Origin of the sequence: Pseudomonas sp. NFPP07 (assembly GCF_900115645.1) — a bacterium.
GTDB classification, from domain to species: domain Bacteria; phylum Pseudomonadota; class Gammaproteobacteria; order Pseudomonadales; family Pseudomonadaceae; genus Aquipseudomonas; species Aquipseudomonas chlororaphis.
Genome location: NZ_FOXG01000011.1, coordinates 192,927 through 216,173 on the forward strand (window position 1 = coordinate 192,927; position 23,247 = coordinate 216,173).

Consider the following 23,247-nt stretch of genomic DNA (forward strand, 5'->3'; position numbering starts at 1 on the left):
AAGCTCGCTCCTACAGGGATGTACGTCTCTCATTGTAGGAGCGAGCTTGCTCGCGATTGGCCGGTCCTGACAGCGCAGGTCCCGGATCAGAAGAAGCTCAAGCCCACGTGGAACAGCTTCTCGACATCGCGGATATGTTTTTTATCCACCAGGAACAGAATCACGTGGTCGCCGGCTTCGATCACCGTGTCGTCGTGGGCGATCAGCACTTCCTCGTCGCGGATGATCGCGCCGATGGTGGTGCCTGGCGGCAGCGCAATGTCCTCGATGGCGCGGCCGATCACCTTGCTCGATTTGGCATCGCCATGGGCGATCGCCTCGATGGCTTCCGCCGCGCCACGGCGCAGCGAGTGCACGCTGACGATATCGCCACGGCGCACGTGGGCCAGCAGGGTTCCAATGGTGGCCAGCTGCGGGCTGATGGCGATATCGATATCGCCGCCCTGGATCAGGTCGACATAGGCCGGGTTGTTGATGATGGTCATCACCTTCTTCGCCCCCAGGCGCTTGGCCAGGAGCGAGGACATGATGTTGGCCTCGTCGTCGTTGGTCAGGGCCAGGAAGATATCGGCGTCGGCGATGTTCTCTTCCATCAGCAGGTCGCGGTCCGAGGCGCTGCCTTGCAGGACCACGGTGCTGTCGAGGTTGTCCGAGAGGTAGCGGCAACGCGCCGGGTTCATCTCGATGATCTTCACCTGGTAACGGCTTTCGATGGCTTCGGCCAGGCGTTCGCCGATCTGCCCGCCGCCGGCGATGACGATGCGTTTGTAGGATTCGTCGAGGCGGCGCATCTCGCTCATCACCGCGCGGATGTTGGCCTTGGCGGCGATGAAGAACACTTCGTCGTCGGCCTCGATCACCGTATCGCCTTGGGGCAGGATTGGCCGGTCACGGCGGAAGATCGCCGCCACGCGGGTGTCGACGTTGGGCATGTGCTCGCGCAGCTGGCGCAGTTGCTGCCCCACCAGCGGCCCGCCGTAATAGGCCCGGACCGCCACCAGTTGGGCCTTGCCTTCGGCGAAGTCGATCACCTGCAGGGCGCCGGGGTGTTCGATCAGGCGCTTGATGTAATTGGTCACCACCTGTTCCGGGCTGATCAGCACGTCGACCGGAATCGCCTCGTTGTCGAACAGGCCGGCGCGGGTCAGGTAGGCCGCCTCGCGGACCCGGGCGATCTTGGTCGGGGTGTGGAACAGGGTATGGGCGACCTGGCAGGCGACCATGTTGGTTTCGTCGCTGTTGGTCACCGCGACCAGCATATCGGCATCGTCGGCGCCGGCCTGGCGCAGCACCGTCGGGAACGAACCGCGGCCCTGTACGGTGCGGATGTCCAGGCGGTCGCCGAGATCGCGCAGGCGATCGCCGTCGGTGTCGACCACCGTGATGTCGTTGGCTTCGCTGGCCAGATGTTCCGCCAGGGAACCGCCCACCTGCCCTGCTCCGAGGATGATGATCTTCATCCAGTCACTCCCTTAGAACATTTATTGACCGCGCGCGGCGGCAATCTTGATCAGCTTGGCGTAGTAGAACCCGTCGTGGCCGCCCTCTTGCGCCAGCAGCTGGCGACCGTGGGGTTGCTTCAGGCCGGCCGGAGGCTGACCCAGTTGCCCGGCGATGTCCAGTTCGCGAGCACCCGGGGTACGGGCCAGGAACGCCTCGATGACCTCGGTGTTTTCGGTCGGCAAGGTCGAGCAGGTGGCGTACAGCAGGATGCCGCCGACTTCCAGGGTCGACCACATGGCGTCCAGTAGTTCGCCTTGCAGGCTGGCCAGGGCGGCGATGTCGTCGGCCTGACGGGTGAGCTTGATATCCGGGTGGCGGCGGATCACCCCGGTGGCCGAGCACGGCGCGTCCAGCAGGATGCGCTGGAACGGCTTGCCGTCCCACCAGGCGGCGGTGTCGCGGCCGTCGGCGGCGATCAGCTCGGCGTTCAGCCCCAGGCGGTCGAGGTTCTCCTGGACGCGCACCAGGCGCTTGGCTTCCAGGTCCACCGCGACCACGCCGGCCAGCGCGGGCTCGACTTCGAGGATGTGGCAGGTCTTGCCGCCGGGCGCGCAGCAGGCGTCCAGCACCCGCTGTCCCGGCGCCAGCTCCAGCAGCTCGGCGGCCAGTTGCGCGGCTTCGTCCTGCACGCTGATCCAGCCTTCGGCGAAGCCCGGCAGGGCGCGCACGTCGGCGGCTTCATCGAGCACGATGCCGTCCTGGCTATAGACGCAAGGCTTGGCGGCAACGCCGGCCTCGCCCAGCAACTGGAGGTAGGCGGCGCGGGAATGATGGCGGCGGTTGACCCGCAGGATCATCGGCGGATGGGCGTTGTTGGCGGCGCAGATGGCTTCCCACTGCTCGGGCCAGAACGCCTTGAGGGATTTTTGCAGCCAGCGCGGATGGGCGGTACGTACCACCGGGTCGCGCTCCAGCTCGGCGAACAGTGCTTCGCTCTCACGTTGGGCACGGCGCAGCACCGCGTTGATCAGTGCCTTGGCCCAGGGCTTTTTCAGCTTGTCGGCGCAGCCCACGGTTTCGCCGATGGCGGCATGCGCCGGGACGCGGGTATAGAGCAACTGATAGAGGCCCACCAGCAGCAGCGCCTCGACGTCGGCATCGGCCGCCTTGAACGGCTTCTGCAACAGCTTGGCGGCCAGCGCCGCCAGCCGTGGCTGCCAGCGCGCGGTGCCGAAAGCCAGGTCCTGGGTGAAGCCGCGATCGCGCGCTTCGACCTTGTCCAGCAGGGTTGGCAGCGAGCTGTTGAGCGAGGCTTTGCCGTTGAGGACCGAAGTCAGGGCCTTGGCGGCGGCCAGACGCGGGTTCATTGGGCGTCCGCCGCTTGTCCGAGCACGGTGCCGGTGGCGAATTTCTCGCGACGGCTGTTGAACAGGTCGCTGAAGTTCAGCGCCTTGCCGCCGGGCAATTGCAGGCGGGTCAGGCACAGCGCCTGCTCACCGCAGGCGACGAGCAGGCCGTCCTTGCTGGCGCCGAGGATGGTCCCCGGTGCGCCCTTGCCTTCGGCGAGGCTGGCGGCCAGCACCTTCAGCGCTTCGCCGTTCAGCGTGCTGTGGCAGATCGGCCAGGGATTGAAGGCTCGCACCAGGCGCTCCAGCTCCAGCGCAGGGCGGCTCCAGTCGATCCGCGCTTCGTCCTTGTTCAGTTTGTGGGCGTAGGTGGCCAGGCTGTTGTCCTGCACTTCGCCTTGCAGGGTTGCGGCGGCGAGGCCGGCGATGGCCTGCACCACGGCCGGCGGGCCCATTTCGGCGAGACGGTCATGCAGGCTGCCGCCGGTGTCGGTGGCGCTGATCGGGGTGCTGACCTTGAGCAGCATCGGCCCGGTGTCCAGGCCGGCTTCCATGCGCATCACGGTCACGCCGCTCTCGGCGTCGCCGGCTTCCACGGCGCGCTGGATCGGCGCCGCCCCGCGCCAGCGTGGCAGCAGCGAGGCGTGGCTGTTGATGCAGCCCAGGCGCGGAATATCCAGCACCGCCTGCGGCAGGATCAGGCCGTAGGCGACCACCACCATCAGGTCCGGCGCGAGGGCCGCCAGTTCGGCCTGGGCTTGCGGGTCGCGCAGGGTCGGCGGTTGCAGCACGGGGATGTCGTGCTCCAGCGCCAGCTGCTTGACCGGGCTCGGCATCAGCTTTTGCCCGCGCCCGGCCGGGCGGTCCGGCTGGGTGTAGACCGCGACGATCTCGTAAGGGCTATCGAGCAAGGCCTTGAGGTGTTCGGCGGCAAATTCCGGGGTGCCGGCAAAGACGATGCGCAGTGGCTCAGTCATGGGAGTTCTCGGTAATAAACACGCGGAAAAGAAAAAGGCTTGCCGCTGCAAGCCTTTGGAAGAAGGGAATCAAGCTTGCTGACGATGCTGCTTTTCCAGCTTCTTCTTGATCCGGTCGCGTTTGAGCGTGGACAGGTAATCGACGAACAATTTGCCGTTGAGGTGGTCGCATTCGTGCTGGATGCACACCGCGAGCAGGCCTTCGGCGATCAGTTCGTAAGGTTGGCCGTCACGGTCCAGGGCCTTGATTTTCACGCGTTGCGGACGATCGACATTCTCGTAGAAGCCCGGTACCGACAGGCAGCCTTCCTGGTACTGGCCCATTTCGTCGGTGAGCGCTTCGAACTCGGGGTTGATGAACACCCGCGGCTCGCTGCGGTCTTCGGACAGGTCCATGACCACGATGCGCTTGTGCACGTTGACCTGGGTAGCGGCCAGGCCGATGCCGGGCGCCTCATACATTGTTTCAAACATGTCGTCGACCAACTGACGCACTTCGTCGTCCACTACGGCCACTGGTTTGGCGATAGTGCGCAGGCGCGAGTCGGGGAATTCGAGGATGTTTAAAATGGCCATAAGCGTAATTGCTACACGTGTGAAGTAAGTTCGGAGTCGGAGGCCTTGCGGGTTCTGGAAGGGCAACCGTTGTAAAACGTGCTCGGTCAGGAGCAGGGAGCGCACAGGCGCTGGCGTTTCACGCGAATACACATAATAAAGGGATTCACCGCATGAGGAAATCACTACTCGCCTTGCTGCTCGTGGGCTGGGCCGGTTTCGGCCAGGCGCAGGTGCCGCTCCGGGAGGGTTATCCACAGCGCTACACCGTAGTGGCGGGCGATACCTTGTGGAGCATCGCCAGCCGCTTTCTGCGCGATCCCTGGCAATGGCCGGCGCTCTGGCAGGCCAATTCCAGCCTCGCCGACCCCGACCTGATCTACCCCGGCGACTCCCTGGCGCTGGTCCGGGTCGATGGCGAACCACGCCTGACCCTGGAGCGCGGCGCTTCCCGGGGTACGGTCAAGCTCTCGCCCCAGGTGCGCCGCACGCCGGTGGCCGAGGCGATCCCGAGCATTCCACTGCAGGCCATCGACAGCTTTCTGCTGAGCAACCGCATCCTCGACCGGGCCGACGCCTTCGACAGCGCGCCCTACATAGTCGCCGGCGATGCCGAACGGGTACTCAGCGGCACCGGCGACCGGATCTTCGCGCGCGGCCGCTTCGACCCGGAGCAATCGGCCTACGGAATCTTCCGCCAGGGCAAGACCTACACCGACCCGCAGAGCGGCGAAGTACTGGGGATCAATGCTGACGAAATCGGCGGCGGCGAGGTGGTCGCGGTCGAGGGCGATATCGCCACCCTGCAATTGCAGCGCACCACCCAGGAAGTGCGCCTGGGCGACCGCCTGTTCGGCGGCGAGCCGCGGGTCATCAACTCGACCTTTTTCCCCAGCGCGCCGAGCCGGGCGGTCGAGGGCCTGATCATCGACGTGCCACGGGGTGTCACCCAGATCGGTGCGCTGGACGTGGTGACGTTGAACAAGGGACGGCGCGATGGCCTGGCTGAAGGCAACGTGCTGGCGGTAATGAAAACCGGCGAAACCGTGCGCGACCGGGTAGCCGGTGGACAAGTGAAGATGCCGGATGAGCGGGCCGGTCTGCTGATGGTTTTCCGCACCTACGACAAGCTCAGTTACGGCCTGGTGCTCAACGCTTCCCGTTCCCTGGCGATCATGGACAAAGTCCGTAACCCATAAAAACCCTCAACAAGTTACCAACAGAGTTATCCACAGCTTATTCCTGCTGCGACCGGGCTTATAACGATCAAGGATGATCCCATGTCACTGTCTGCCCAGGCTCCGGTTTCCCCCGCGGAACTGGAAGCCCGTCTACGTTTGCACCGCTTGCCGGACCTCGGCCCGAAGCGTTTTCAGCTGCTGCTCGAAGCCTTCGGTTCGGCCTCCAAGGCCATCAGCGCACCGGCCAGCGCCTGGCGCGCGCTGGGCCTGCCGGCGAGCGCGGCCGAGGCCCGGCGCAACGCCGAAGTGCGTGATGGCGCCAGCCATGCATTGGCCTGGCTGGAGCGTCCGGGCCAGCATTTACTGATGTGGGACCAGCCGGACTACCCGCCGCTGTTGAATGAAATCGCCGATGCGCCACCGCTGCTGTTTGTCGCCGGCGACCCACGCATCCTGGAAAAACCGCAGTTGGCGGTGGTCGGCAGTCGTCGCGCTTCGCGGCCCGGGATGGACACCGCCGCGGCCTTTTCCCGCAGCCTGGCCGCGGCCGGTTTTGTCATCACCAGCGGCTTGGCGCTGGGGATCGATGGCGCGGCGCACCAGGCTGCGCTGGAGGTCGGCGGACAGACTGTCGGCGTGCTGGGCACCGGCCTGGAAAAACTTTATCCACAGCGCAACCGGCGCCTGGCCGACGCCATGATCGCCCAGGGCAGCGCGCTGGTTTCCGAGTTCCCGCTGGAGACCGGGCCCCACGCCAGCCACTTTCCCCGGCGCAACCGGATCATCAGCGGCCTGTCCCTTGGCGTGCTGGTGGTGGAGGCCAGCGTCGCCAGCGGTTCGCTGATCACCGCCCGGCTCGCCGCCGAACAAGGCCGCGAGGTGTATGCGATACCCGGGTCGATCCATCACCCCGGAGCCCGGGGCTGTCATCAGCTGATTCGCGATGGCGCGGTGCTGGTGGAAACCATCGAACATATCCTCGAAGCCCTGCGTGGCTGGCAACGGCTGCCGTTATCCACAGCCCCGCCAACAGCTGCGCCCGCTCACCCGTTGCTGGCGCTGTTGCATGCCGCGCCGCAGACCAGCGAGGGCCTGGTGCAGGCCAGTGGCTGGAGCCTGCCCAGGGTGCTGGCGGCGCTCACCGAACTGGAGCTGGAGGGCCATGCGACGTGCGAAGGCGGTTGCTGGTTTGCCCGGGCAAAAGGCTAAGGCTCTGTACGAAAAGTGGCTGCGCTCGGCCATGCTGCGTTAAAAACAGGCTCGGAATGCTCATTTAGGCCCCTAAACTCCGCTTCCTCGCCTGTTTTTGCCTTGCCTTGCCTTCGCTCACCGACTTTTCGTACAGACCCTAGGCTTTATAGGCAGGATCGGTAAACTGCGCACAGCCTTAATCCGGAGAGTCAGCAATGGTCAGCAGTTGGCGTGTGCAACAAGCCGCACGAGAAATTCGCGCAGGGGCGGTGATTGCCTATCCAACCGAAGCAGTCTGGGGGTTGGGTTGCGACCCGTGGAACGAAGAGGCGGTGGACCGGTTGCTGGCCATCAAGTCGCGCTCCGTGGACAAGGGCCTGATCCTGATCGCCGACAACATCCGCCAGTTCGATTTTCTCTTCGAGGATTTTCCCCAGGAATGGCTCGATCGCATGGCCAGCACTTGGCCGGGCCCGAACACCTGGCTGGTACCCCATCAGAATCTGTTGCCGGAATGGGTCACCGGGGTCCACGACACCGTGGCCCTGCGAGTCAGCGATCATCCACTGGTGCGTGAGTTGTGCGCCTTGGTGGGGCCGCTGATTTCCACCTCGGCCAACCCTCAGGGACGCCCTGCGGCCCGCACGCGGATTCGCGTCGAGCAGTATTTCCGCGGGGAGCTGGACATGGTCCTGGGCGGCAGCCTGGGCGGGCGCAAGAACCCGAGCCTGATCCGCGACCTGGTGACCGGCAAGATCGTGCGTCCGGCCTGACACCGCGTCGTCGTTTATCGCGGGCAAGCCGGATCGCCGCCCGCGATGCATTTCAAGGCAACAGAATGGTCGAACCCGTGGTGCGCCGCGCCGACAGTTCGGTCTGCGCCTTCGCCGCTTCCGCCAGCGGATAACGTTGACCGATCTCGATCTTCAGCTTGCCGCTGGCGATCATGGCGAACAGATCGTCGGCCATGGCCTGCAGGTTCTCGGCGTTGTTGGCGTAGGTGCCCAGGGTCGGACGGGTGACGTACAGCGAGCCCTTGGCCGCCAGGATGCCCAGGTTGACCCCCTCCACCGCGCCCGAGGCGTTGCCGAAGCTGACCATCAGGCCCCGTGGCTGCAGGCAGTCCAGCGAGGTCAGCCAGGTGTCCTTGCCCACGCCGTCGTAGACCACCGGGCATTTCTTGCCATCGGTCAGCTCCAGCACGCGCTTGGCCACGTCTTCATGGCTGTAGTCGATGGTTTCCCAGGCACCGAGGGATTTCGCCAGCGCGGCTTTCTGCGGCGAGCTGACGGTACCGATCAGCTTCACCCCCAGGGCCTTGGCCCACTGGCAGGCGAGCAGTCCGACTCCGCCAGCGACGGCGTGGAACAGCACGGTTTCACCGCCCTTGAGCTCGTAGGTCTGGCGCAGCAGGTACTGCACGGTCAGGCCCTTGAGCATCACCCCGGCCGCCTGTTCGAAGCTGATGCTGTCCGGCAGGTGCACCAAATTGTCCGCGGGCAGCACATGCACTTCGCTGTAGGCGCCCAGCGGGCCGCTGCCATAGGCCACGCGATCGCCGACCTTGAAGCGGGTCACGGCGCTGCCCACCGCCTCGACCACCCCGGCCCCTTCGGCGCCCAGGCCCGATGGCAAGGCCGGTGGCGCGTAGAGGCCGCTGCGGTAGTAGGTATCGATGAAGTTCAGGCCGATGGCCTTGTTGCTCACGCGGACCTGTTGCGGGCCCGGTTCGGCGGGTTGGTAATCCACATACTCGAGCACTTCCGGGCCGCCATGGGCACGGAACTGGATACGTTTGGCCATCTGCACTCTCTCCTCGGTCGTGTCGCGAAAGTGCCTTATCGGACTCCTATGCTTGACCGCCGTCAACTGCGACCGGCCCCTGTGCGGTGTTATGCTACGCGCCCATTTGCGCAGGCCCCCCGCTGTATCCCTGGCGCCGCGTAGCTTTGCCCGATTCAAGGTGATGCCATGACTACCCGCACCGAGGCCGTAAAAGCCTACCTGCTCGACCTGCAAGACCGTATTTGCGCCGCCCTGGAAGCCGAAGACGGCGGTACGCGCTTCGTCGAAGACGCCTGGACCCGACCGGCCGGCGGTGGCGGGCGCACCCGGGTGATTGCCGACGGTACGGTGATCGAGAAAGGCGGCGTCAACTTCTCCCACGTGTTCGGCAGCGGCTTGCCGCCGTCCGCCAGCGCCCACCGGCCGGAACTGGCCGGCCGTGGTTTCGAGGCGCTGGGCGTGTCGCTGGTGATCCACCCGCACAACCCGCATGTACCGACTTCCCACGCCAACGTACGGTTCTTCATCGCCGAAAAGGCAGGCGAAGAGCCGGTCTGGTGGTTCGGCGGCGGTTTCGACCTGACCCCCTACTACGCCAACGAGGAAGACTGCGTGCACTGGCACCGCGTCGCACAAAAGGCCTGCGCGCCCTTCGGCCCGGACGTCTACCCGCGCTACAAGGCCTGGTGCGACAGCTATTTCCACATCAAGCACCGCAATGAGCCGCGTGGTATCGGCGGCCTGTTCTTCGACGATCTCAACGAGTGGGACTTCGACACCAGCTTCGCCTTCATGCGCGCCATCGGCGACGCTTACCTCGAGGCCTACCTACCGATCGTCCAGCGCCGCAAGGCCCTGGGCTACACCGAGAAGCAGCGCGAGTTCCAGGAATACCGCCGCGGCCGCTACGTCGAATTCAACCTGGTCTACGACCGCGGCACCCTGTTCGGCCTGCAATCGGGCGGGCGCACCGAGTCGATCCTCATGTCCCTGCCGCCGCAGGTGCGCTGGGGCTACGACTGGAAAGCCGAGCCGGGCAGCGAAGAAGCGCGCCTGACCGAATATTTCCTGCAGGACCGCGACTGGCTGGCGGGCTCTGCGTAAAGCGTTGCAGCCGGCTGGCCGGCGCTGGACGATAATGCGATTGAACAGAACAGCGCAGCGTCCCTGTCGCCAGCAAGCTGGTTCCTTACAGGGATGTGCATGAGGGTTTTATTGGATGGATCAGTATGTCGTTTTTGGTAACCCGATCGGCCACAGCAAGTCGCCGCTGATTCATCGGCTGTTCGCCGAGCAGACGGCGCAGCGGCTGGTCTACACCACCCTGCTGGCGCCCCTCGACGATTTCGCCGGCTGTGCCCGCGGGTTCTTCGTGGACGGGCGTGGCGCCAATGTCACGGTGCCGTTCAAGGAGGAGGCCTACCGCCTGGCCGACAGCCTGACCGCCCGCGCCCAGCGCGCCGGCGCGGTGAATACCTTGAGCAAGCTCGCCGATGGCAGCCTGCTGGGCGACAACACCGACGGCGCCGGCCTGGTGCGCGACCTGACGGTCAACGCCGGCTTCAGCCTCAAGGGCAAGCGCATTCTGCTGCTGGGCGCCGGCGGCGCGGTGCGTGGCGCGCTGGAGCCGCTGCTGGCGGAGCAGCCGGCGTCGCTGATCATCGCCAACCGCACGGTGGAAAAGGCCGAGCTGCTGGCCGAGCTGTTCAGCGACCTGGGGCCGGTGTCGGCCAGTGGTTTCGACTGGCTGCGCGAGCCGGTGGACCTGATCATCAACGCCACCTCGGCCAGCCTCACCGGCGACGTGCCGCCGATCGCCGCCAGCCTGATCGAGCCGGGCCAGACGGTGTGCTACGACATGATGTATGGCAAGGAGCCGACCGCCTTCTGTCGCTGGGCCAGCCAGTATGGCGCGGCGATTTCCATGGATGGCCTGGGCATGCTCGCCGAGCAGGCGGCGGAAGCCTTCTTCCTGTGGCGCGGCGTGCGCCCGGACACTGCGCCGGTGCTGGCGGAGCTGCGGCGCCAGCTGGCGCTCTGACACTGCTTCCTTCTTTCTATTGTAGGAGCGAGCTTGCTCGCGATAGCCGCGAAGCGGCGGTGTGACAGCCACAGCGCATCATTGTTGAGGTTCATCGCGAGCAAGCTCGCTCCTACATAATCTTCGCCCGGCTCAATCCTCAAACCGGATCGGGCATTTCTCCGCGCCTTCGAGCTTTCTCAACTCTTCGATCACCGAGGCCCGCGCGCGACGCAGGGTCAGGCTGCGGTTCTGCCGCAGCAGGCGGCGGGCTTCCTGGTGCAGCATGGCCACCCCGGAATAGTCGATGAAGTTGATCTGCCGGGCGTCGATCACCAGGCGCGGCGCATGGCAGCGTTGCATGCGCACTTGCAGGTAATGGCTGGCGCCGAAAAAGATCGAGCCGCCGACCCGCAGGATGTCCTCGTCGCCTTCGCGTCCGTGCTGCACGCGCGGTTGCGAGGTGCGCTTGAGGTAGAAGAACAGCGACGCCAGGACCCCGGCATAGATCGCTGTCTGCAACTCCAGGAGCAAGGTGGCGACACAGGTCAGGCCCATCACCGCGAACTCGGCGCGGCTGACCCGGAACAGTGCGCGAATGCCGCGGTGGTCCACCAGGCCCCAGCAGATCAGCAGGATGCTCCCGGCCATGGCCGGGATCGGGATATGCGCGATCAGCGCCGCGCCGGCCACGGCGAACAAGGCCACCCACAACGCCGAGAACACTCCGGCCAGCGGCGAACAGGCACCGGCCTCGTAGCTCAGGCCGGAGCGGGTAAAAGAGCCGGACGACAGATAGCCGGAGAAAAACGCGCCAACGATATTCGACAGGCCCTGGGCGCGGACTTCCTGGTTGGCATCGAGCAACTGTTCGGAGCGTGCCGACAGCGAGCGGGCGATCGACAGGCTGGTCACCAGCCCCAGCATGCCCACCGCCACGGCGCTGGGCAGCAGGCGCAGGATCATGTCCAGGTCCAGCGGCAGCGGGCTGAACGGTGGCAGCCGGCCGGTAAAGGCGCTGACCAGTTTTACCTGGCCGAACAGCGCCGGCCACAGCCACACCACTAGAGCGCTGAGGATCAGGCTGATCAGCAGCGAGGGCCAGCGCGGCACCAGCAGCTTCAGGGCCAGGCCCACGACCAGCGTGCCCAGGCCGAGGATCAGCGAGGGTTTGTCCACGGCATCGAGATGGGCGAACAGCGAGGTCAGGCTGTTCAGCGCGGTGGCTTCGCTCGGCAAGTCCAGGCCCAGCAGGTTGGGCAATTGTCCCAGGGCGATCACCACCGCGGCGCCAAGGGTGAAGCCGAGCACCACCGAATGGGACACGAAGTTCACCAGCGCGCCGAAGCGCAACAGCCCCAGCAGCCACTGGAACAGGCCGGCGAGCAGGGTCAGCAGCAGGATCAGGGTGATGTAGTCCTGGGACGCCGGCACCGCCAGGGGGCTGACGCTGGCGTAGAGGACGATGGAAATCGCCGCGGTCGGGCCACAGATCAGGTGCCAGGAAGAACCCCAGAGGCAGGCGATCAGCACCGGGACGACGGCGGCATACAGGCCGTATTCCGGTGGCAGGCCGGCGATCAGGGCATAGGCGATCGATTGCGGCAGGGCGAGGATGGCGCCGCTCAGGCCCACCAGCAGGTCGCGCCCGATGCTGGCGCGGGTCTGCCGGGGCAGCCAGCTCAGGAAGGGCAAGAGTGAATGGCGATTGGGCCAGGCCATGGGTCCTCGCGGTCGGGATGGGGCGAAAGGCGTCAGGGTGGAGTGTCAGATCGGAGCGTGCAAGGCCCGTCAGTGACGGTTGTAGCCGCTGCCGCAGGCTGCGATCGACCCGCAGGGGCGCAGGGTTTTCGAGCCCGTTGAGGTCCTGCCGGACCTATCGCAGCCTGCGGCAGCGGCTACAGGTGGATTACAGCTTGGCCTGCACCGCCGGCAGCGCCTCCTTGCCGTCGAGGGTCTTCACCCCGTCCAGCCACTTGTCCAGCACTGCCGGGTTGGCCTTGATCCAGGCCTTGGCTGCGTCAAAGTTGCTGACCTTCTTGTTGGCCACCTCGGCCATGATGCTGTTCTCCATTTCCTGGGTGAAGCTCAGGTTGCCCAGCAGCTTGCCGACGTTCGGGCAGGCCTGTGCATACCCCTTGCGGGTCAGGGTGTAGACGCTGCCGGTGTCGCCGAAGTACTTCTCGCCGCCCTTGAGGTAATGCATTTTCAGCTGCACGTTCATCGGGTGCGGGGTCCAGCCGAGGAAGGTGACGAACTTCTGCCTTTTCACCGCCCGCGAGACTTCGGCGAGCATCGCCTGCTCGCTGGACTCGATCAGCTTCCACTGGCCGAGGTTGAAGTCGTTCTTCTTGATGATCTCCTGCAACGACAGGTTGGCCGGGGCCCCGGAGCCGATGCCGTAGAGCTTCTTATCGAACTTGTCTGCGTACTTATTCAGGTCGTTGAAGTCATGCACGCCGGCGTCCCAGACGTAATCCGGCACCGCCAGGGTGAACTCGGTGCCGTCCAGGTTCTTCGCCAGCTGGGTGACATCGCCATTGGCCACGAACTTGTCGTAGAAGCCCTGCTGCGCCGGCATCCAGTTGCCCAGGAACACATCCACCTGGCCGTCCTTGAGCCCGCCGAAAGTAATCGGCACCGCCAGGGTGTCGATCTTGGCCTTGTAGCCCATGCCGTCCAACAGGAAACCGGCGATGGCGTTGGTGGCGGCGATGTCGCTCCAGCCCGGGTCGGCCATCTTCACCGTTTCGCAACCCTGTTCGGCCCAGGCCAGGGCCGGGATCGAAACACTGCCCAGCGCCAGAAGCGCGGCCGTCACTGCTGTGGATAACCTTTGCATGCTCTTCCCCTTACGTTATTGGTTTGGGCAGGGTTGTGGATAACGAGCCTTGCGCTCCAGATCGTCGAGGTCGATGTGGTTGCGCATGTATTGCGCACTGGCGTCGACCAGTGGCTGGTGGTCCCAGCTCTTCAGCTTGCCCAGGCTCAAGGCGCCTGCGACGAAGCGACGGCGGCGCTGGCTGGCGAGTACCTGTTGGTGGATGGTCGGGATATCCCACTTGGCCCGCGCCTCGCGGAGAAAATCCTCGAATAGCGGGCGATGTTGCGGCGATTGGCTGAGTTCTTCCTGCTCGCGCGGGTCGTTGGCCATATCGAACAGCAGGCACGGGTCGTCTTCGCTGTAGATGAACTTGTAGCGGCCGCGACGAATCATCATCAGCGGGCTGATGGTGCCTTCGGCCATGTACTCGCCGAAGACTTCGTCATGCCCTCCCTGCCCTTGCAGGTGCGGCACCAGGGAGCGGCCATCCAGCGCCAGGCCCGGTTGCAGCTGGCCTCCGGCCAGTTCCACCAGGGTCGGCAGCAGGTCGGCGGTCGAGACCGCCTGGCTTACCCGGCCGGCGTTGAATTGCCCCGGCGCGCTGACCAGCAGCGGCACCCGCGCGGCCATTTCGAACCAATGCATTTTGTACCAGAGGCCGCGCTCGCCGAGCATGTCGCCGTGGTCGCCGGAGAAAACAATGATGGTGTCGTCGATCAGCCCGGTTTCCTCCAGGGTTTCCAGGAGTTTGCCGACGTTGCTGTCGATATAGCTGCACGCGCCGAAATAGGCGCGACGCGCGTCGCGAATCTTATCCACAGGCAGCGGCTTGTCCCACAGGTCGTAGACCTTGAGCAGGCGCTGGGAATGCGGGTCGAGCGCGGTCTGGGCCGGGGTCTGCGGTAGCGGAATATCCTCGTCGCGGTACAGGTCCCAGAAGGCCTTGGGAATGGTGTACGGGTCGTGCGGGTGGGTCATCGACACGGTCAGGCAGAACGGCTGGTCGCCGTCTTCGCGAACGTGATCGAACAGGTACTGGCGGGCCTTGAACACCACCTCTTCGTCGAAATCCAGCTGGTTGGTGCGCACGCATGGCCCGGCCAGCAGCACCGAAGACATGTTGTGGTACCAGCTCGGGCGCACGTCCGGTTCGTCCCAGTTCACCGCCCAGCCATAGTCGGCCGGGTAGATATCGCTGGTCAGGCGTTCTTCGTAACCGTGCAGCTGGTCCGGACCGCAGAAATGCATCTTGCCCGACAGCGCCGTGCGGTAGCCCAGGCGGCGCAGGTAATGGGCGTAGGTCGGGACATCGGCGGGGAAGTCGGCGGCGTTGTCGTAGGCACCGATCTTGCTCGGCAACTGACCGCTGACCAGGGTGAAACGCGAGGGCGCGCACAGCGGGCTGTTGCAGTAGGCGGCGTCGAACACCACGCCTTGGGCGGCGAGACGGCTCAGATGCGGCAGCTTGATGGGCGATGGACCGTAGAACGGCAACATTGGCGCGGCCATCTGATCGGCCATGATGAAAAGAATGTTCTTGCGCTTCATGTATTCGCGGCATTCCATAGTGGGCAGTTATGCGAAAGTGCTGCGATCGAGGATGTAACCCAAGGCATTTACGGTAAAGCCCATGTACGGCAATGACTAGGATAAGCACTGCTTATGTATGAAGCGCTTGGCGACCTGTCCCTGGACCTGTTTCGCGTCTTCGAGGCGGCGGCGCGCCAGCGCAGCTTTACCGCCGCGGCGGTAGAGCTGGGCACCACCCAGCCGGCCATCAGCCAGCAGATCAAGCGGCTGGAGGAGCAGCTCGGCACCCGGCTGTTCGACCGCATCTACCGTGGCATCGAACTGACCGAGGCCGGCAGCCAGTTGTTCGAACAGGTGCAGGCCGGCTTGCAGAGCATCGACAGCGGCCTGAGCGCCATCACCGCCCAGCACCAGCATGAGGTGCTGCAGGTGGCCACCGACTTCGCCTTCGCCGCCTACTGGCTGATGCCGCGCCTGCACCGCTTCCACGCCGCCAATCCACAGGTGGACGTGAGCCTGGTCACCAGCGAGCGCAGCCACAACATGCTGCGCACCGATATCGACGTGGCGGTGCTGTTTGGCGATGGCCGTTTCAAGCAGGGTGAAAGCCACTGGCTGTTCAACGAGGAAGTGTTTCCGGTGTGCAGCCCGTTGCTGCTCAAGGAGCGGCCGCTGCCCCTCGGTGCCCAGTCGCTGCTGGAGTTTCCGCTGCTGCATTTGAAGGGGGAAAACAGCAGCCACTGGTTCGACTGGAGCGGCGTGTTCCGCGAGTTGGGGATCGCCACCCCGCCGGCGCCGGGGCAGCTGCGTTTCGACAACTACACCCTGCTGATCCAGGCGGCGATCGGTGGCCAGGGCGTGGGTATTGGCTGGCGCCACCTTGTGGATAACTTGCTGGCGCAAGGTCTGTTGTGCCGGCCGATCAGCGAAACGCTGATTTCCCGCTACGGCTATTACGTGGTCCTGCCCCAGCGCAAACGCCGCGGGCCGTTGATCCAGCGGTTTTTCGACTGGCTGATGGCCGAGCAGGCCGACAGCGCGCAATCTTTGACCGGGCTGGGCCTGCCTTCGATTGCCATCTGAGGTTTGGGGTTGGCGTGGAAGCCATCGCGAGCAAGCTCGCTCCTACATGGGATCGCATAACCTTCTGTAGGAGCGAGCTTGCTCGCGATAAGGATTCAGCACACGAAGTTCACATGCTCGCCCACATGCAGGTTCAACTGCTGTTCATCGGCGATTCCGGCAGCTACCCGTGCCAGTCGCTGCACCGGCTCGACCCGCTCGGGTGCAAGGCTGTCGATGGGGTGGCTGAAGTGTTCCAGGGTCAGCCCGGGTACGCTTTGCGGCGCATTCACCAGGGTCCAGCGCAAGCTGCTGCCTTGCAGCGTGTCGAGGATGGTCTCGGCCGTCTGGTGGTGTGGGTAGCCTTCCATCTCCGGCTGGTCCAGCACCTCGAAATGCCCCACCAGGAACAGGCGCCGGACGCCCGCGGCCTGCATGCCAGCGATCAGCGCATCGACCGCGCGAAGTTGTTCCCGGGGTTCGAGCAGCAGGTTTTCCTGCTGTTCGAGGCCCATGGGCAGCCCCGGAGCATCCAGCAGGCAGGCCACTACGTCGCCTCCGGCCACGCTTTGCCTGACCCGCGCGGCATCGAACAGGTCACCGCATTTGGTGCGCAAGCCGGGAAGGGGCTCGAGGGCCGTCAGGTCGTCGAGGATGGCGATGACTTCATGCTGGCGCCGCAGGAATTCCGCCATCAGCGCGCTGCCCAGGCTGCTCATGGCACCGTAGAGCACCAGCTTGACCACCGGGGTTTCGGCATTTTTCATGGCGCGGCCCGTTTCTTTACACTGCTAAGGTTATGACCTGTGGGCGGTCGCCAGGGTTCGACTTTGTCATGAGAGGTTCCATGCAACGCATCAAGGGCTATCACGCCCATGTCTATTTCGACGCCAGCACCATCGACCAGGCGCGGGCCCTGTGCGAGCAGGCGGCGCAATTGTTTCCATTGAAGATGGGGCGGGTGCATGAACGGCCGGTCGGCCCGCACCCGGACTGGAGCTGCCAGCTGGCGTTCGAGCCGCAATACCTGGGCGAGGTGTTGCCGTGGCTGGCGCTCAATCGCAACGGGCTGGTGGTGTTTCTGCACCCGGATACCGGGGACGACCTGAAGGATCACACGGAGCATGCGGTCTGGATGGGGGCGATCAGGCCGCTGGACCTGTCGATTTTTTGAGGTTTTTCGCGAGCACGCTCGCTCCTACAAGGTCAGGCGCTTTCTGTAGGAGCGAGCTTGCTCGCGATGGCATCCTTTCAAGCGCCATCAGCGCCGATCAATACAACACGCCATCGAGGATCTCGTAGACGATCCCCGTGCCCACCGCGATCAGCACGATATCGGCGCCCATGCGCCGCCATTCATAACCCGGGTAGTACGGCAGGTGCGCCAGGGCGCGGTTGTCCAGGCGTTCGCCGTAGTAGCCGCGGGGCAGCGGCTGGCCGCGCACCAGATGGATGCCGTGGGGCGGCGGCGCGCCGCGTACGAAGTAGGCGTGGTTGTCGCGAATGGTCTCGCGCACCGGGCCGAAATCCCGGGGTGGGCCACCACGGCGGTCGGCCTGCGGGCCGCGATGCTCATCGCCCCGATTGTCTCCTCGATTGTCGTAGCGACCCGGTTGCGGGCCGCCGCGGTCGTGGTCGTCACGTGGGTCCGCGACCGCGTGCAGCAGCGGGCTGGCACTGAGCATCAGCACACCGAGACCGGCAATCAGGCGTTTGGGCATTTTCATCGGGTCTTCCTCAGAGCACGAACAACAAAAAGGGGTTCAGAACCTGGTTCTGAACCCCTTGGTCTTGCTGGTTAGTCTGTGGACTCTGAGGCGAATTCCTCTGTATCAGGAACTTTACCCTTGGCTGACACGGGCTTGACGCACCCCTTCGGCGAGGGAGGCGCACAGGCTCAGCACGCCGTCCACAGCTTGCTCGGAACTGCTGGCATTGGCGATCTGGTCGATCAGCGCCGACCCCACCACCACGCCGTCGGCGAGGCGGGCGATGGCCGCGGCCTGCTCCGGCGTACGGATGCCGAAACCGATGCTGATCGGCAGGTCGGTGTGGCGACGCAGGCGGGTCACCGCCTCTTCCACGTGCTCCAGGGTGGCGGAGCCGGCACCGGTCACACCGGCCACGGAGACGTAGTAGACGAAGCCCGAGCTGCCGTTCAGTACTTTCGGCAGGCGCGCGTCGTCGGTGGTCGGCGTGGTCAGGCGGATGAAGTCGATGCCGGCGGCCTGGGACGGGTCGCACAGCTCGGCGTTGTGCTCGGGCGGCATGTCGACCACGATCAGGCCGTCGACCCCGGCTTCCTTGGCTTCGGCGATGAAGCGCGGTACGCCGTAGTGGTGGATCGGGTTGAAGTACCCCATCAGCACCAGCGGCGTGTCGTTGTTGCCGACACGGAACTCGCGAACCATTTGCAGGGTTTTCGCCAGGTTTTGCTTGGCCTCCAGGGCGCGGATGTTGGCCAGCTGGATCGCCGGGCCATCGGCCATCGGATCGGTGAAGGGCATGCCCAGTTCGATCACGTCGGCGCCGGCGGCCGGCAAGCCCTTGAGGATCGCCAGGGAAGCGTCGTAGCCCGGGTCGCCGGCGGTGACGAAGGTCACCAGGGCAGCGCGGTTCTGTTGCTTAAGCTGGGCAAAGCGCGTTTGCAGGCGGCTCATCAGTGTTTCTCCTGCTGGGATTGCTCTTGTTGAGAGTGTTCCATGTGGTGCATCACGGTTTGCATGTCTTTGTCGCCGCGGCCCGAGAGGTTGACCACCATCAGGTGATCCTTGGGCAGGTTCGGCGCGCGCTTGAACACTTCGGCCAGGGCGTGGGCGCTTTCCAGGGCCGGGATGATGCCTTCCAGGCGGCAGCACTGGTGGAACGCGGCCAGGGCTTCGTCGTCGGTCACCGAGGTGTATTCGACACGGCCGATATCGTGCAGCCAGGCGTGTTCAGGGCCGATGCCCGGGTAGTCGAGGCCGGCGGAAATCGAGTGGGCGTCGATGATCTGGCCATCCTCGTCCTGCAGCAGGAAGGTGCGATTGCCATGCAGCACGCCAGGCAGGCCGCCGTTCAGGCTGGCCGCGTGCTTGCCGGTCTCGATGCCGTAGCCGGCGGCTTCGACGCCGATGATCTGCACGCTCTTGTCGTCGAGGAACGGATGGAACAGGCCCATGGCGTTGGAACCGCCGCCGATGCATGCCACCAGGCTGTCCGGCAGGCGGCCTTCCTGGGCTTGCAGCTGTTCGCGGGTTTCCTTGCCGATCACCGCCTGGAAGTCGCGGACCATGGCGGGATAAGGGTGCGGACCGGCCACGGTGCCGATCAGGTAGAAGGTGCTGTCGACGTTGGTCACCCAGTCACGCAGGGCTTCGTTCATCGCGTCCTTCAGGGTGCCGGTGCCGGCGACCACCGGGATCACTTCGGCGCCCAGCAGCTTCATGCGGAACACGTTGGCCTGCTGGCGCTCGATGTCGGTGGTGCCCATGTAGATCACGCAGTCCAGGCCGAAACGGGCCGCCACGGTGGCGGTGGCCACACCGTGCATGCCGGCGCCGGTCTCGGCGATGATGCGTTTCTTGCCCATGCGCCGCGCCAGGAGGATCTGGCCGATGCAGTTGTTGATCTTGTGCGCGCCGGTGTGGTTCAGCTCTTCGCGCTTGAGGTAGATCTTGGCGCCGCCGCAGTGTTCGGTCAGGCGCTCGGCGAAATACAGCGGGCTTGGACGGCCGACGTAGTCGCGCTGGAAGTAGGCCAGTTCCTTGAGGAACTCCGGATCTTCCTTGGCCGCTTCGTATTCGCGGGCCAGGTCGAGGATCAGCGGCATCAGGGTTTCGGCGACGTAACGGCCGCCGAACGCGCCGAACAGGCCGTTGGCATCAGGACCGTTGCGCAGGTTGGTCTGGTTCATGGGGCGCTCCCGGTGATTCGTCAAAAGGGTGAATGCTGGAAAGACAATGGCGTTCACTCTACCCCTGACGCCCCAGGCTGAAAACCGATAAGATCGCCACAACCTGTCAGGAAAACTCACATATCCCATGAGCCACGACCTGCCCCCGCTGAACGCCCTCCGGGCCTTCGAAGCCACCGCTCGCCTGAACAGCGTCAGTCAGGCAGCCGAACAGCTGCACGTCACCCATGGCGCGGTCAGCCGCCAGTTGAAGGTGCTCGAAGAGCATCTTGGGGTGAGCCTGTTCGTCAAGGAAGGGCGCGGCCTTAAACTCACAGATGCCGGTATGCGCCTGCGCGATGCCAGCAGCGATGCCTTCGAGCGCCTGCGCACGGTCTGCGCCGAGCTGACCCAGAGCACCGTCGATGCGCCCTTCGTGCTCGGCTGTTCCGGCAGCCTGCTGGCGCGCTGGTTCATTCCGCGCCTGGGGCGGCTGAATGCCGACCTGCCGGACCTGCGCCTGCACCTGTCGGCCGGTGAAGGCGATCTCGACCCGCGCCGGCCAGGGCTGGATGCCTTGCTGGTATTCGCCGAGCCGCCGTGGCCGGCGGACATGCAGGTCTTTGAGCTGGCCAGCGAGCGCATCGGCCCGGTGCTCAGCCCCCGCTACAGCCGTTACGAGCAACTGCGCGAGGCGCCGGCCAGTGCGCTGCTCAACGAGACGTTGCTACAGACCACCTCGCGCCCGCAGGCCTGGCCCAGCTGGGCACGGCAGAACGGCATCGACGCCGGGGCGCTGAAGTTCGGCCAGGGTTTCGAGCATTTGTATTATTTGCTGGAGGCCGCGGTGGCCGGGCTGGGTGTGGCGATCGCGCCGCAGCCGCTGGTGGCCGAGGACCTGCGTGCCGGACGCCTGGTTGCCCCGTGGGGCTTCTGTGAAACCCCGGGGCAACTGGCGTTGTGGCTACCCAAGCGCGCCGCGGACGGGCGCGCCCGGCAGCTGGCGCAGTGGCTCAGTAACGAGCTGCGCCAGACGCCTTAATTGCCGCGCTTGCACAGCAGGTAAGCGGCCAGCAGGCCCAGCGCGCCCACGGCGACGCCGGCGGTGGTCCAGGGGTGCTGCTGGGCGTAGTCGCGGGTGGCGATCCCGGTTTCACGGGTTTTCACTTTGACTTCTTCATAGGCATCGCTGAGCAGGCTGCGCGAATGTCTCAGCGCGCTCTCGGCGTTGCTTTTCAGCGCCTTGAGGGTTTTGCGCGATTCGTCCGAAGCGTCGTCCTTGAGGCTTTCCAGGGACTTGAGCAGACTTTCGATCTCGGCTTCCATGCTTTCCAATGAGGCTTTGCGTAACGAAGTGTTGGCCATGGTGGCTCTCCTGCATTGTTGATTGAGGGTCTGTAGGGTCCGACTGCGCGGCCTGGCGAAAGTGCATTAAATCTGAACTTCGATGGGCCGGGGCTCACTCAAGTGTTGCCGCTAATCGCTGCTAGGCTTTGATCTACCTCATAAGGAGAGCGCGCCATGTCTGATCATCACACCTACAAGAAAGTCGAACTGGTCGGTTCGTCCCCTAGCAGCATCGAAGACGCCATCAACAATGCGCTGGCCGAAGCCAGCAAAAGCATCCAGCACCTGGAGTGGTTCGAGGTCACGGAAACCCGTGGGCATATCAAGGATGGCAAGGCCGCGCATTTCCAGGTCACGCTCAAAGTCGGTTTCCGCATTGCCAACAGCTGAACCTGGGCTAGGCTGTTGAACTTGTGCGCTGGCCGATTGCCATAGGGAATGGCAAAGCGCTATATCTGCCTCGATGCCGAGCAGGCCGGGGCTTGACGCTTATTTTGATTCGACCAGGGAATGTGACCGATGAAAAAACTGGTAATGGCTTTAGCGTTGTTGAGTGTCGCGGGAACAGTCCTTGCTGCCGGCAAATCATGCGAAGAGCTGAAAAGCGAAATCGCCGCGAAGATCGATGCCAAAGGGGTGTCGGGTTATTCGCTGGAAATTGTCGAAAAAGGCAGCGCGACTGACGGCAAAGTGGTCGGTACCTGCGAAGGCGGTACCAAGGAAATCGTCTACAAGCGTGGCTGAGCCCTTGTAGCAATGAACAAAGCCGACGCGCTGCGTCGGCTTTTTTGTGCCCGGGTCAGGCCAGGCGTGCCCCTGTAGCCGCTGCCGCAGGCTGCGATCGCGACCGAAGGGCGCGCAGGGCCTCTGGATCACCCAGTCCTTCGGCCCGATTGCAGACTCAACCCTTCATCACTTGCGCCAGCAATTCGTAGGAATGCAGGCGGTCGGCGTGCTCGTACAGGTCGCAGGTAAAGATCAGCTCATCGGCGCCGGTCTGTTCGATCAGCACTTCGAGCTTGGCGCGGATCTTTGCCGGGCTGCCGATCATGGCCAGGCCGAGGAAGCTGCCCACGGCCTCTTTTTCATGGGGCAGCCACAGGCCGTCCATGCTCTTCACCGGTTTGCGCTGCACCAGGCTCTGGCCGCGCATCAACGCGAGGATCCGCTGGTACACCGAGGTCGCCAGATAGTCGGCCTGTTCGTCGGTATCGGCGGCCACCAGCGGCACGCCGAGCATCACATAAGGCTTGTCGAGCACGGCCGAAGGCTTGAAGTGATTGCGGTACACGCGAATCGCCTCGTGCATGTAGCGCGGCGCGAAATGCGAGGCGAAGGCGTAAGGCAAGCCGCGCTCGCCGGCCAGTTGTGCACTGAACAGGCTGGAACCCAGCAGCCACACCGGCACCTGAGTACCGGTTCCCGGCACCGCGATCACCCGTTGTTCCGGGGTGCGTGGGCCGAGATAGGCCATCAGCTCGGCGACGTCTTCAGGGAAGTCGTCGGCGCTGCCGGACCGTTCGCGGCGCAGGGCGCGGGCGGTCATCTGGTCCGAACCCGGCGCGCGGCCCAGGCCCAGGTCGATACGCCCTGGGTACAGGCTTTCCAGGGTGCCGAACTGCTCGGCGATCACCAGCGGCGCATGGTTGGGCAGCATCACGCCGCCGGAGCCGACGCGAATGCTCGAGGTGCCGCCGGCCAGGTAGCCCAGCAGCACCGAGGTCGCGGAGCTGGCGATACCGTCCATGTTGTGGTGCTCGGCGACCCAGAAGCGGGTGTAGCCGAACTTCTCTACATGGCGGGCCAGGTCCAGGGAATTGCGCAGCGATTGCGCCGGGCTGCCGTCTTCGCGCACGGGGACCAGGTCGAGGGTGGAAAACTTAACGTCGGACAGTGGTTTCATGAACCTGCTTCTCCTTTGGTGTGCAGGCCTTTGTCATGAGCCAAAACCTGCCGAATGCTGTAAGCCTGTTTCATGCAATGTGGGCATATACCCGAGTTTCAATAGCCAGGCTGAATTTGCTGTCCGGATAAACGGTGGATTCAGACAGGATGAACTTCGCCGGGCCTTCTATCCTCTAGAACCCTGAGTAGCAGAAAACCACATGGGCG

Annotated in this window: 24 protein-coding genes; 10 read left to right on the forward strand and 14 right to left on the reverse strand. The window is 64.7% G+C overall.

What is annotated here, in order from left to right; all coding sequences use genetic code 11:
- Positions 1-86 precede the first annotated feature (86 nt).
- From trkA to def, 4 genes are all read right to left on the reverse strand, one after another.
- Positions 87-1,460: a Trk system potassium transporter TrkA gene (trkA, locus tag BM019_RS26340; protein ID WP_009041479.1), complete on the reverse strand. Its 1,374-nt coding sequence runs from the start codon at positions 1,458-1,460 to the stop codon at positions 87-89.
- Positions 1,461-1,481: 21 nt separating this feature from the next.
- Entirely contained in the window at positions 1,482-2,810 is a 1,329-nt protein-coding gene (gene rsmB / locus BM019_RS26345) for a 16S rRNA (cytosine(967)-C(5))-methyltransferase RsmB (RefSeq protein ID WP_092421511.1), read from the reverse strand.
- Complete coding sequence (gene fmt, locus BM019_RS26350; RefSeq protein WP_092421514.1) at positions 2,807-3,766, reverse strand: methionyl-tRNA formyltransferase; 960 nt, start codon at positions 3,764-3,766, stop codon at positions 2,807-2,809. Before fmt ends, rsmB begins: the two co-directional genes overlap by 4 nt.
- 69 nt (positions 3,767-3,835) lie before the next feature.
- Positions 3,836-4,342 carry a peptide deformylase gene (gene def, locus BM019_RS26355; protein ID WP_009041482.1) on the reverse strand — a complete coding sequence of 169 codons (507 nt, stop codon included), beginning with the start codon at positions 4,340-4,342 and terminating at the stop codon, positions 3,836-3,838.
- 152 nt (positions 4,343-4,494) lie between these two features.
- Between def and BM019_RS26360 the strand changes: the two genes are divergently transcribed.
- From BM019_RS26360 to BM019_RS26370, 3 genes are all read left to right on the forward strand, one after another.
- Complete coding sequence (locus BM019_RS26360) at positions 4,495-5,520, forward strand: LysM peptidoglycan-binding domain-containing protein (protein ID WP_092421517.1); 1,026 nt, start codon at positions 4,495-4,497, stop codon at positions 5,518-5,520.
- A gap of 81 nt (positions 5,521-5,601) precedes the next feature.
- Complete coding sequence (gene dprA / locus BM019_RS26365; protein ID WP_092421520.1) at positions 5,602-6,711, forward strand: DNA-processing protein DprA; 1,110 nt, start codon at positions 5,602-5,604, stop codon at positions 6,709-6,711.
- Positions 6,712-6,908: 197 nt separating this feature from the next.
- The gene (locus tag BM019_RS26370) at positions 6,909-7,466 is read left to right on the forward strand and encodes an L-threonylcarbamoyladenylate synthase type 1 TsaC (RefSeq protein WP_062824130.1); all 558 of its coding nucleotides are present in this window, start codon (positions 6,909-6,911) and stop codon (positions 7,464-7,466) included.
- 52 nt (positions 7,467-7,518) lie between these two features.
- Here BM019_RS26370 and BM019_RS26375 read toward each other — a convergent pair whose 3' ends face one another.
- The gene (locus BM019_RS26375; RefSeq protein ID WP_092421523.1) at positions 7,519-8,496 is read right to left on the reverse strand and encodes an NADPH:quinone reductase; all 978 of its coding nucleotides are present in this window, start codon (positions 8,494-8,496) and stop codon (positions 7,519-7,521) included.
- Positions 8,497-8,664: 168 nt separating this feature from the next.
- Here BM019_RS26375 and hemF point away from each other — a divergent pair, with 168 nt between their 5' ends.
- The gene (hemF, locus tag BM019_RS26380) at positions 8,665-9,582 is read left to right on the forward strand and encodes an oxygen-dependent coproporphyrinogen oxidase (protein ID WP_009041486.1); all 918 of its coding nucleotides are present in this window, start codon (positions 8,665-8,667) and stop codon (positions 9,580-9,582) included.
- Between the two features lie 115 nt (positions 9,583-9,697).
- Complete coding sequence (aroE, locus tag BM019_RS26385) at positions 9,698-10,519, forward strand: shikimate dehydrogenase (RefSeq protein ID WP_009041487.1); 822 nt, start codon at positions 9,698-9,700, stop codon at positions 10,517-10,519.
- A 132-nt stretch (positions 10,520-10,651) separates the two neighbouring features.
- Here aroE and BM019_RS26390 read toward each other — a convergent pair whose 3' ends face one another.
- The 3 genes from BM019_RS26390 to betC form a co-directional block, all read right to left on the reverse strand.
- Positions 10,652-12,220, reverse strand: coding sequence for a SulP family inorganic anion transporter (locus BM019_RS26390; protein WP_092421526.1), 1,569 nt, complete (start codon positions 12,218-12,220; stop codon positions 10,652-10,654).
- A 187-nt stretch (positions 12,221-12,407) separates the two neighbouring features.
- Positions 12,408-13,340: a choline ABC transporter substrate-binding protein gene (choX, locus tag BM019_RS26395; protein WP_092421529.1), complete on the reverse strand. Its 933-nt coding sequence runs from the start codon at positions 13,338-13,340 to the stop codon at positions 12,408-12,410.
- 15 nt (positions 13,341-13,355) lie between these two features.
- Positions 13,356-14,870: a choline-sulfatase gene (gene betC, locus BM019_RS26400; protein WP_092421532.1), complete on the reverse strand. Its 1,515-nt coding sequence runs from the start codon at positions 14,868-14,870 to the stop codon at positions 13,356-13,358.
- A gap of 114 nt (positions 14,871-14,984) precedes the next feature.
- Between betC and BM019_RS26405 the strand changes: the two genes are divergently transcribed.
- Positions 14,985-15,935: a choline sulfate utilization transcriptional regulator gene (locus tag BM019_RS26405; protein ID WP_009041490.1), complete on the forward strand. Its 951-nt coding sequence runs from the start codon at positions 14,985-14,987 to the stop codon at positions 15,933-15,935.
- A gap of 95 nt (positions 15,936-16,030) precedes the next feature.
- On the opposite strand, the gene BM019_RS26410 is transcribed toward BM019_RS26405, so the two are convergent.
- Positions 16,031-16,681: an NAD(P)-dependent oxidoreductase gene (locus tag BM019_RS26410; RefSeq protein ID WP_092421535.1), complete on the reverse strand. Its 651-nt coding sequence runs from the start codon at positions 16,679-16,681 to the stop codon at positions 16,031-16,033.
- 80 nt (positions 16,682-16,761) lie between these two features.
- Between BM019_RS26410 and BM019_RS26415 the strand changes: the two genes are divergently transcribed.
- Positions 16,762-17,088 carry a DOPA 4,5-dioxygenase family protein gene (locus BM019_RS26415; RefSeq protein ID WP_009046239.1) on the forward strand — a complete coding sequence of 109 codons (327 nt, stop codon included), beginning with the start codon at positions 16,762-16,764 and terminating at the stop codon, positions 17,086-17,088.
- A 97-nt stretch (positions 17,089-17,185) separates the two neighbouring features.
- Here BM019_RS26415 and BM019_RS26420 read toward each other — a convergent pair whose 3' ends face one another.
- The 3 genes from BM019_RS26420 to trpB all read right to left on the reverse strand — a co-directional run bounded on the left by BM019_RS26420 (position 17,186) and on the right by trpB (position 19,809).
- Entirely contained in the window at positions 17,186-17,641 is a 456-nt protein-coding gene (locus tag BM019_RS26420; protein ID WP_007926184.1) for an anti-virulence regulator CigR family protein, read from the reverse strand.
- A gap of 114 nt (positions 17,642-17,755) precedes the next feature.
- Positions 17,756-18,574, reverse strand: coding sequence for a tryptophan synthase subunit alpha (gene trpA / locus BM019_RS26425; protein ID WP_085532600.1), 819 nt, complete (start codon positions 18,572-18,574; stop codon positions 17,756-17,758).
- Positions 18,574-19,809 carry a tryptophan synthase subunit beta gene (trpB, locus tag BM019_RS26430; RefSeq protein WP_009041495.1) on the reverse strand — a complete coding sequence of 412 codons (1,236 nt, stop codon included), beginning with the start codon at positions 19,807-19,809 and terminating at the stop codon, positions 18,574-18,576. The genes trpA and trpB overlap by 1 nt, the downstream gene beginning before the upstream one ends.
- Before the next feature lie 127 nt (positions 19,810-19,936).
- Here trpB and BM019_RS26435 point away from each other — a divergent pair, with 127 nt between their 5' ends.
- The gene (locus BM019_RS26435; RefSeq protein ID WP_092421538.1) at positions 19,937-20,830 is read left to right on the forward strand and encodes a LysR family transcriptional regulator; all 894 of its coding nucleotides are present in this window, start codon (positions 19,937-19,939) and stop codon (positions 20,828-20,830) included.
- Here BM019_RS26435 and BM019_RS26440 read toward each other — a convergent pair.
- Positions 20,827-21,153: an ElaB/YgaM/YqjD family protein gene (locus tag BM019_RS26440; protein WP_007926179.1), complete on the reverse strand. Its 327-nt coding sequence runs from the start codon at positions 21,151-21,153 to the stop codon at positions 20,827-20,829. The genes BM019_RS26435 and BM019_RS26440 overlap by 4 nt on opposite strands.
- Before the next feature lie 156 nt (positions 21,154-21,309).
- On the opposite strand from BM019_RS26440, the gene BM019_RS26445 reads away from it, so the two are divergent.
- Positions 21,310-21,525 (forward strand): dodecin, encoded by a 216-nt coding sequence (locus BM019_RS26445; RefSeq protein WP_009041497.1) that lies wholly within the window; start codon positions 21,310-21,312, stop codon positions 21,523-21,525.
- A gap of 129 nt (positions 21,526-21,654) precedes the next feature.
- Positions 21,655-21,879 (forward strand): DUF1161 domain-containing protein, encoded by a 225-nt coding sequence (locus tag BM019_RS26450; RefSeq protein ID WP_062824119.1) that lies wholly within the window; start codon positions 21,655-21,657, stop codon positions 21,877-21,879.
- A gap of 157 nt (positions 21,880-22,036) precedes the next feature.
- On the opposite strand, the gene BM019_RS26455 is transcribed toward BM019_RS26450, so the two are convergent.
- Entirely contained in the window at positions 22,037-23,038 is a 1,002-nt protein-coding gene (locus BM019_RS26455; RefSeq protein WP_009041499.1) for an LLM class flavin-dependent oxidoreductase, read from the reverse strand.
- Between the last annotated feature and the right edge of the window lie 209 nt (positions 23,039-23,247).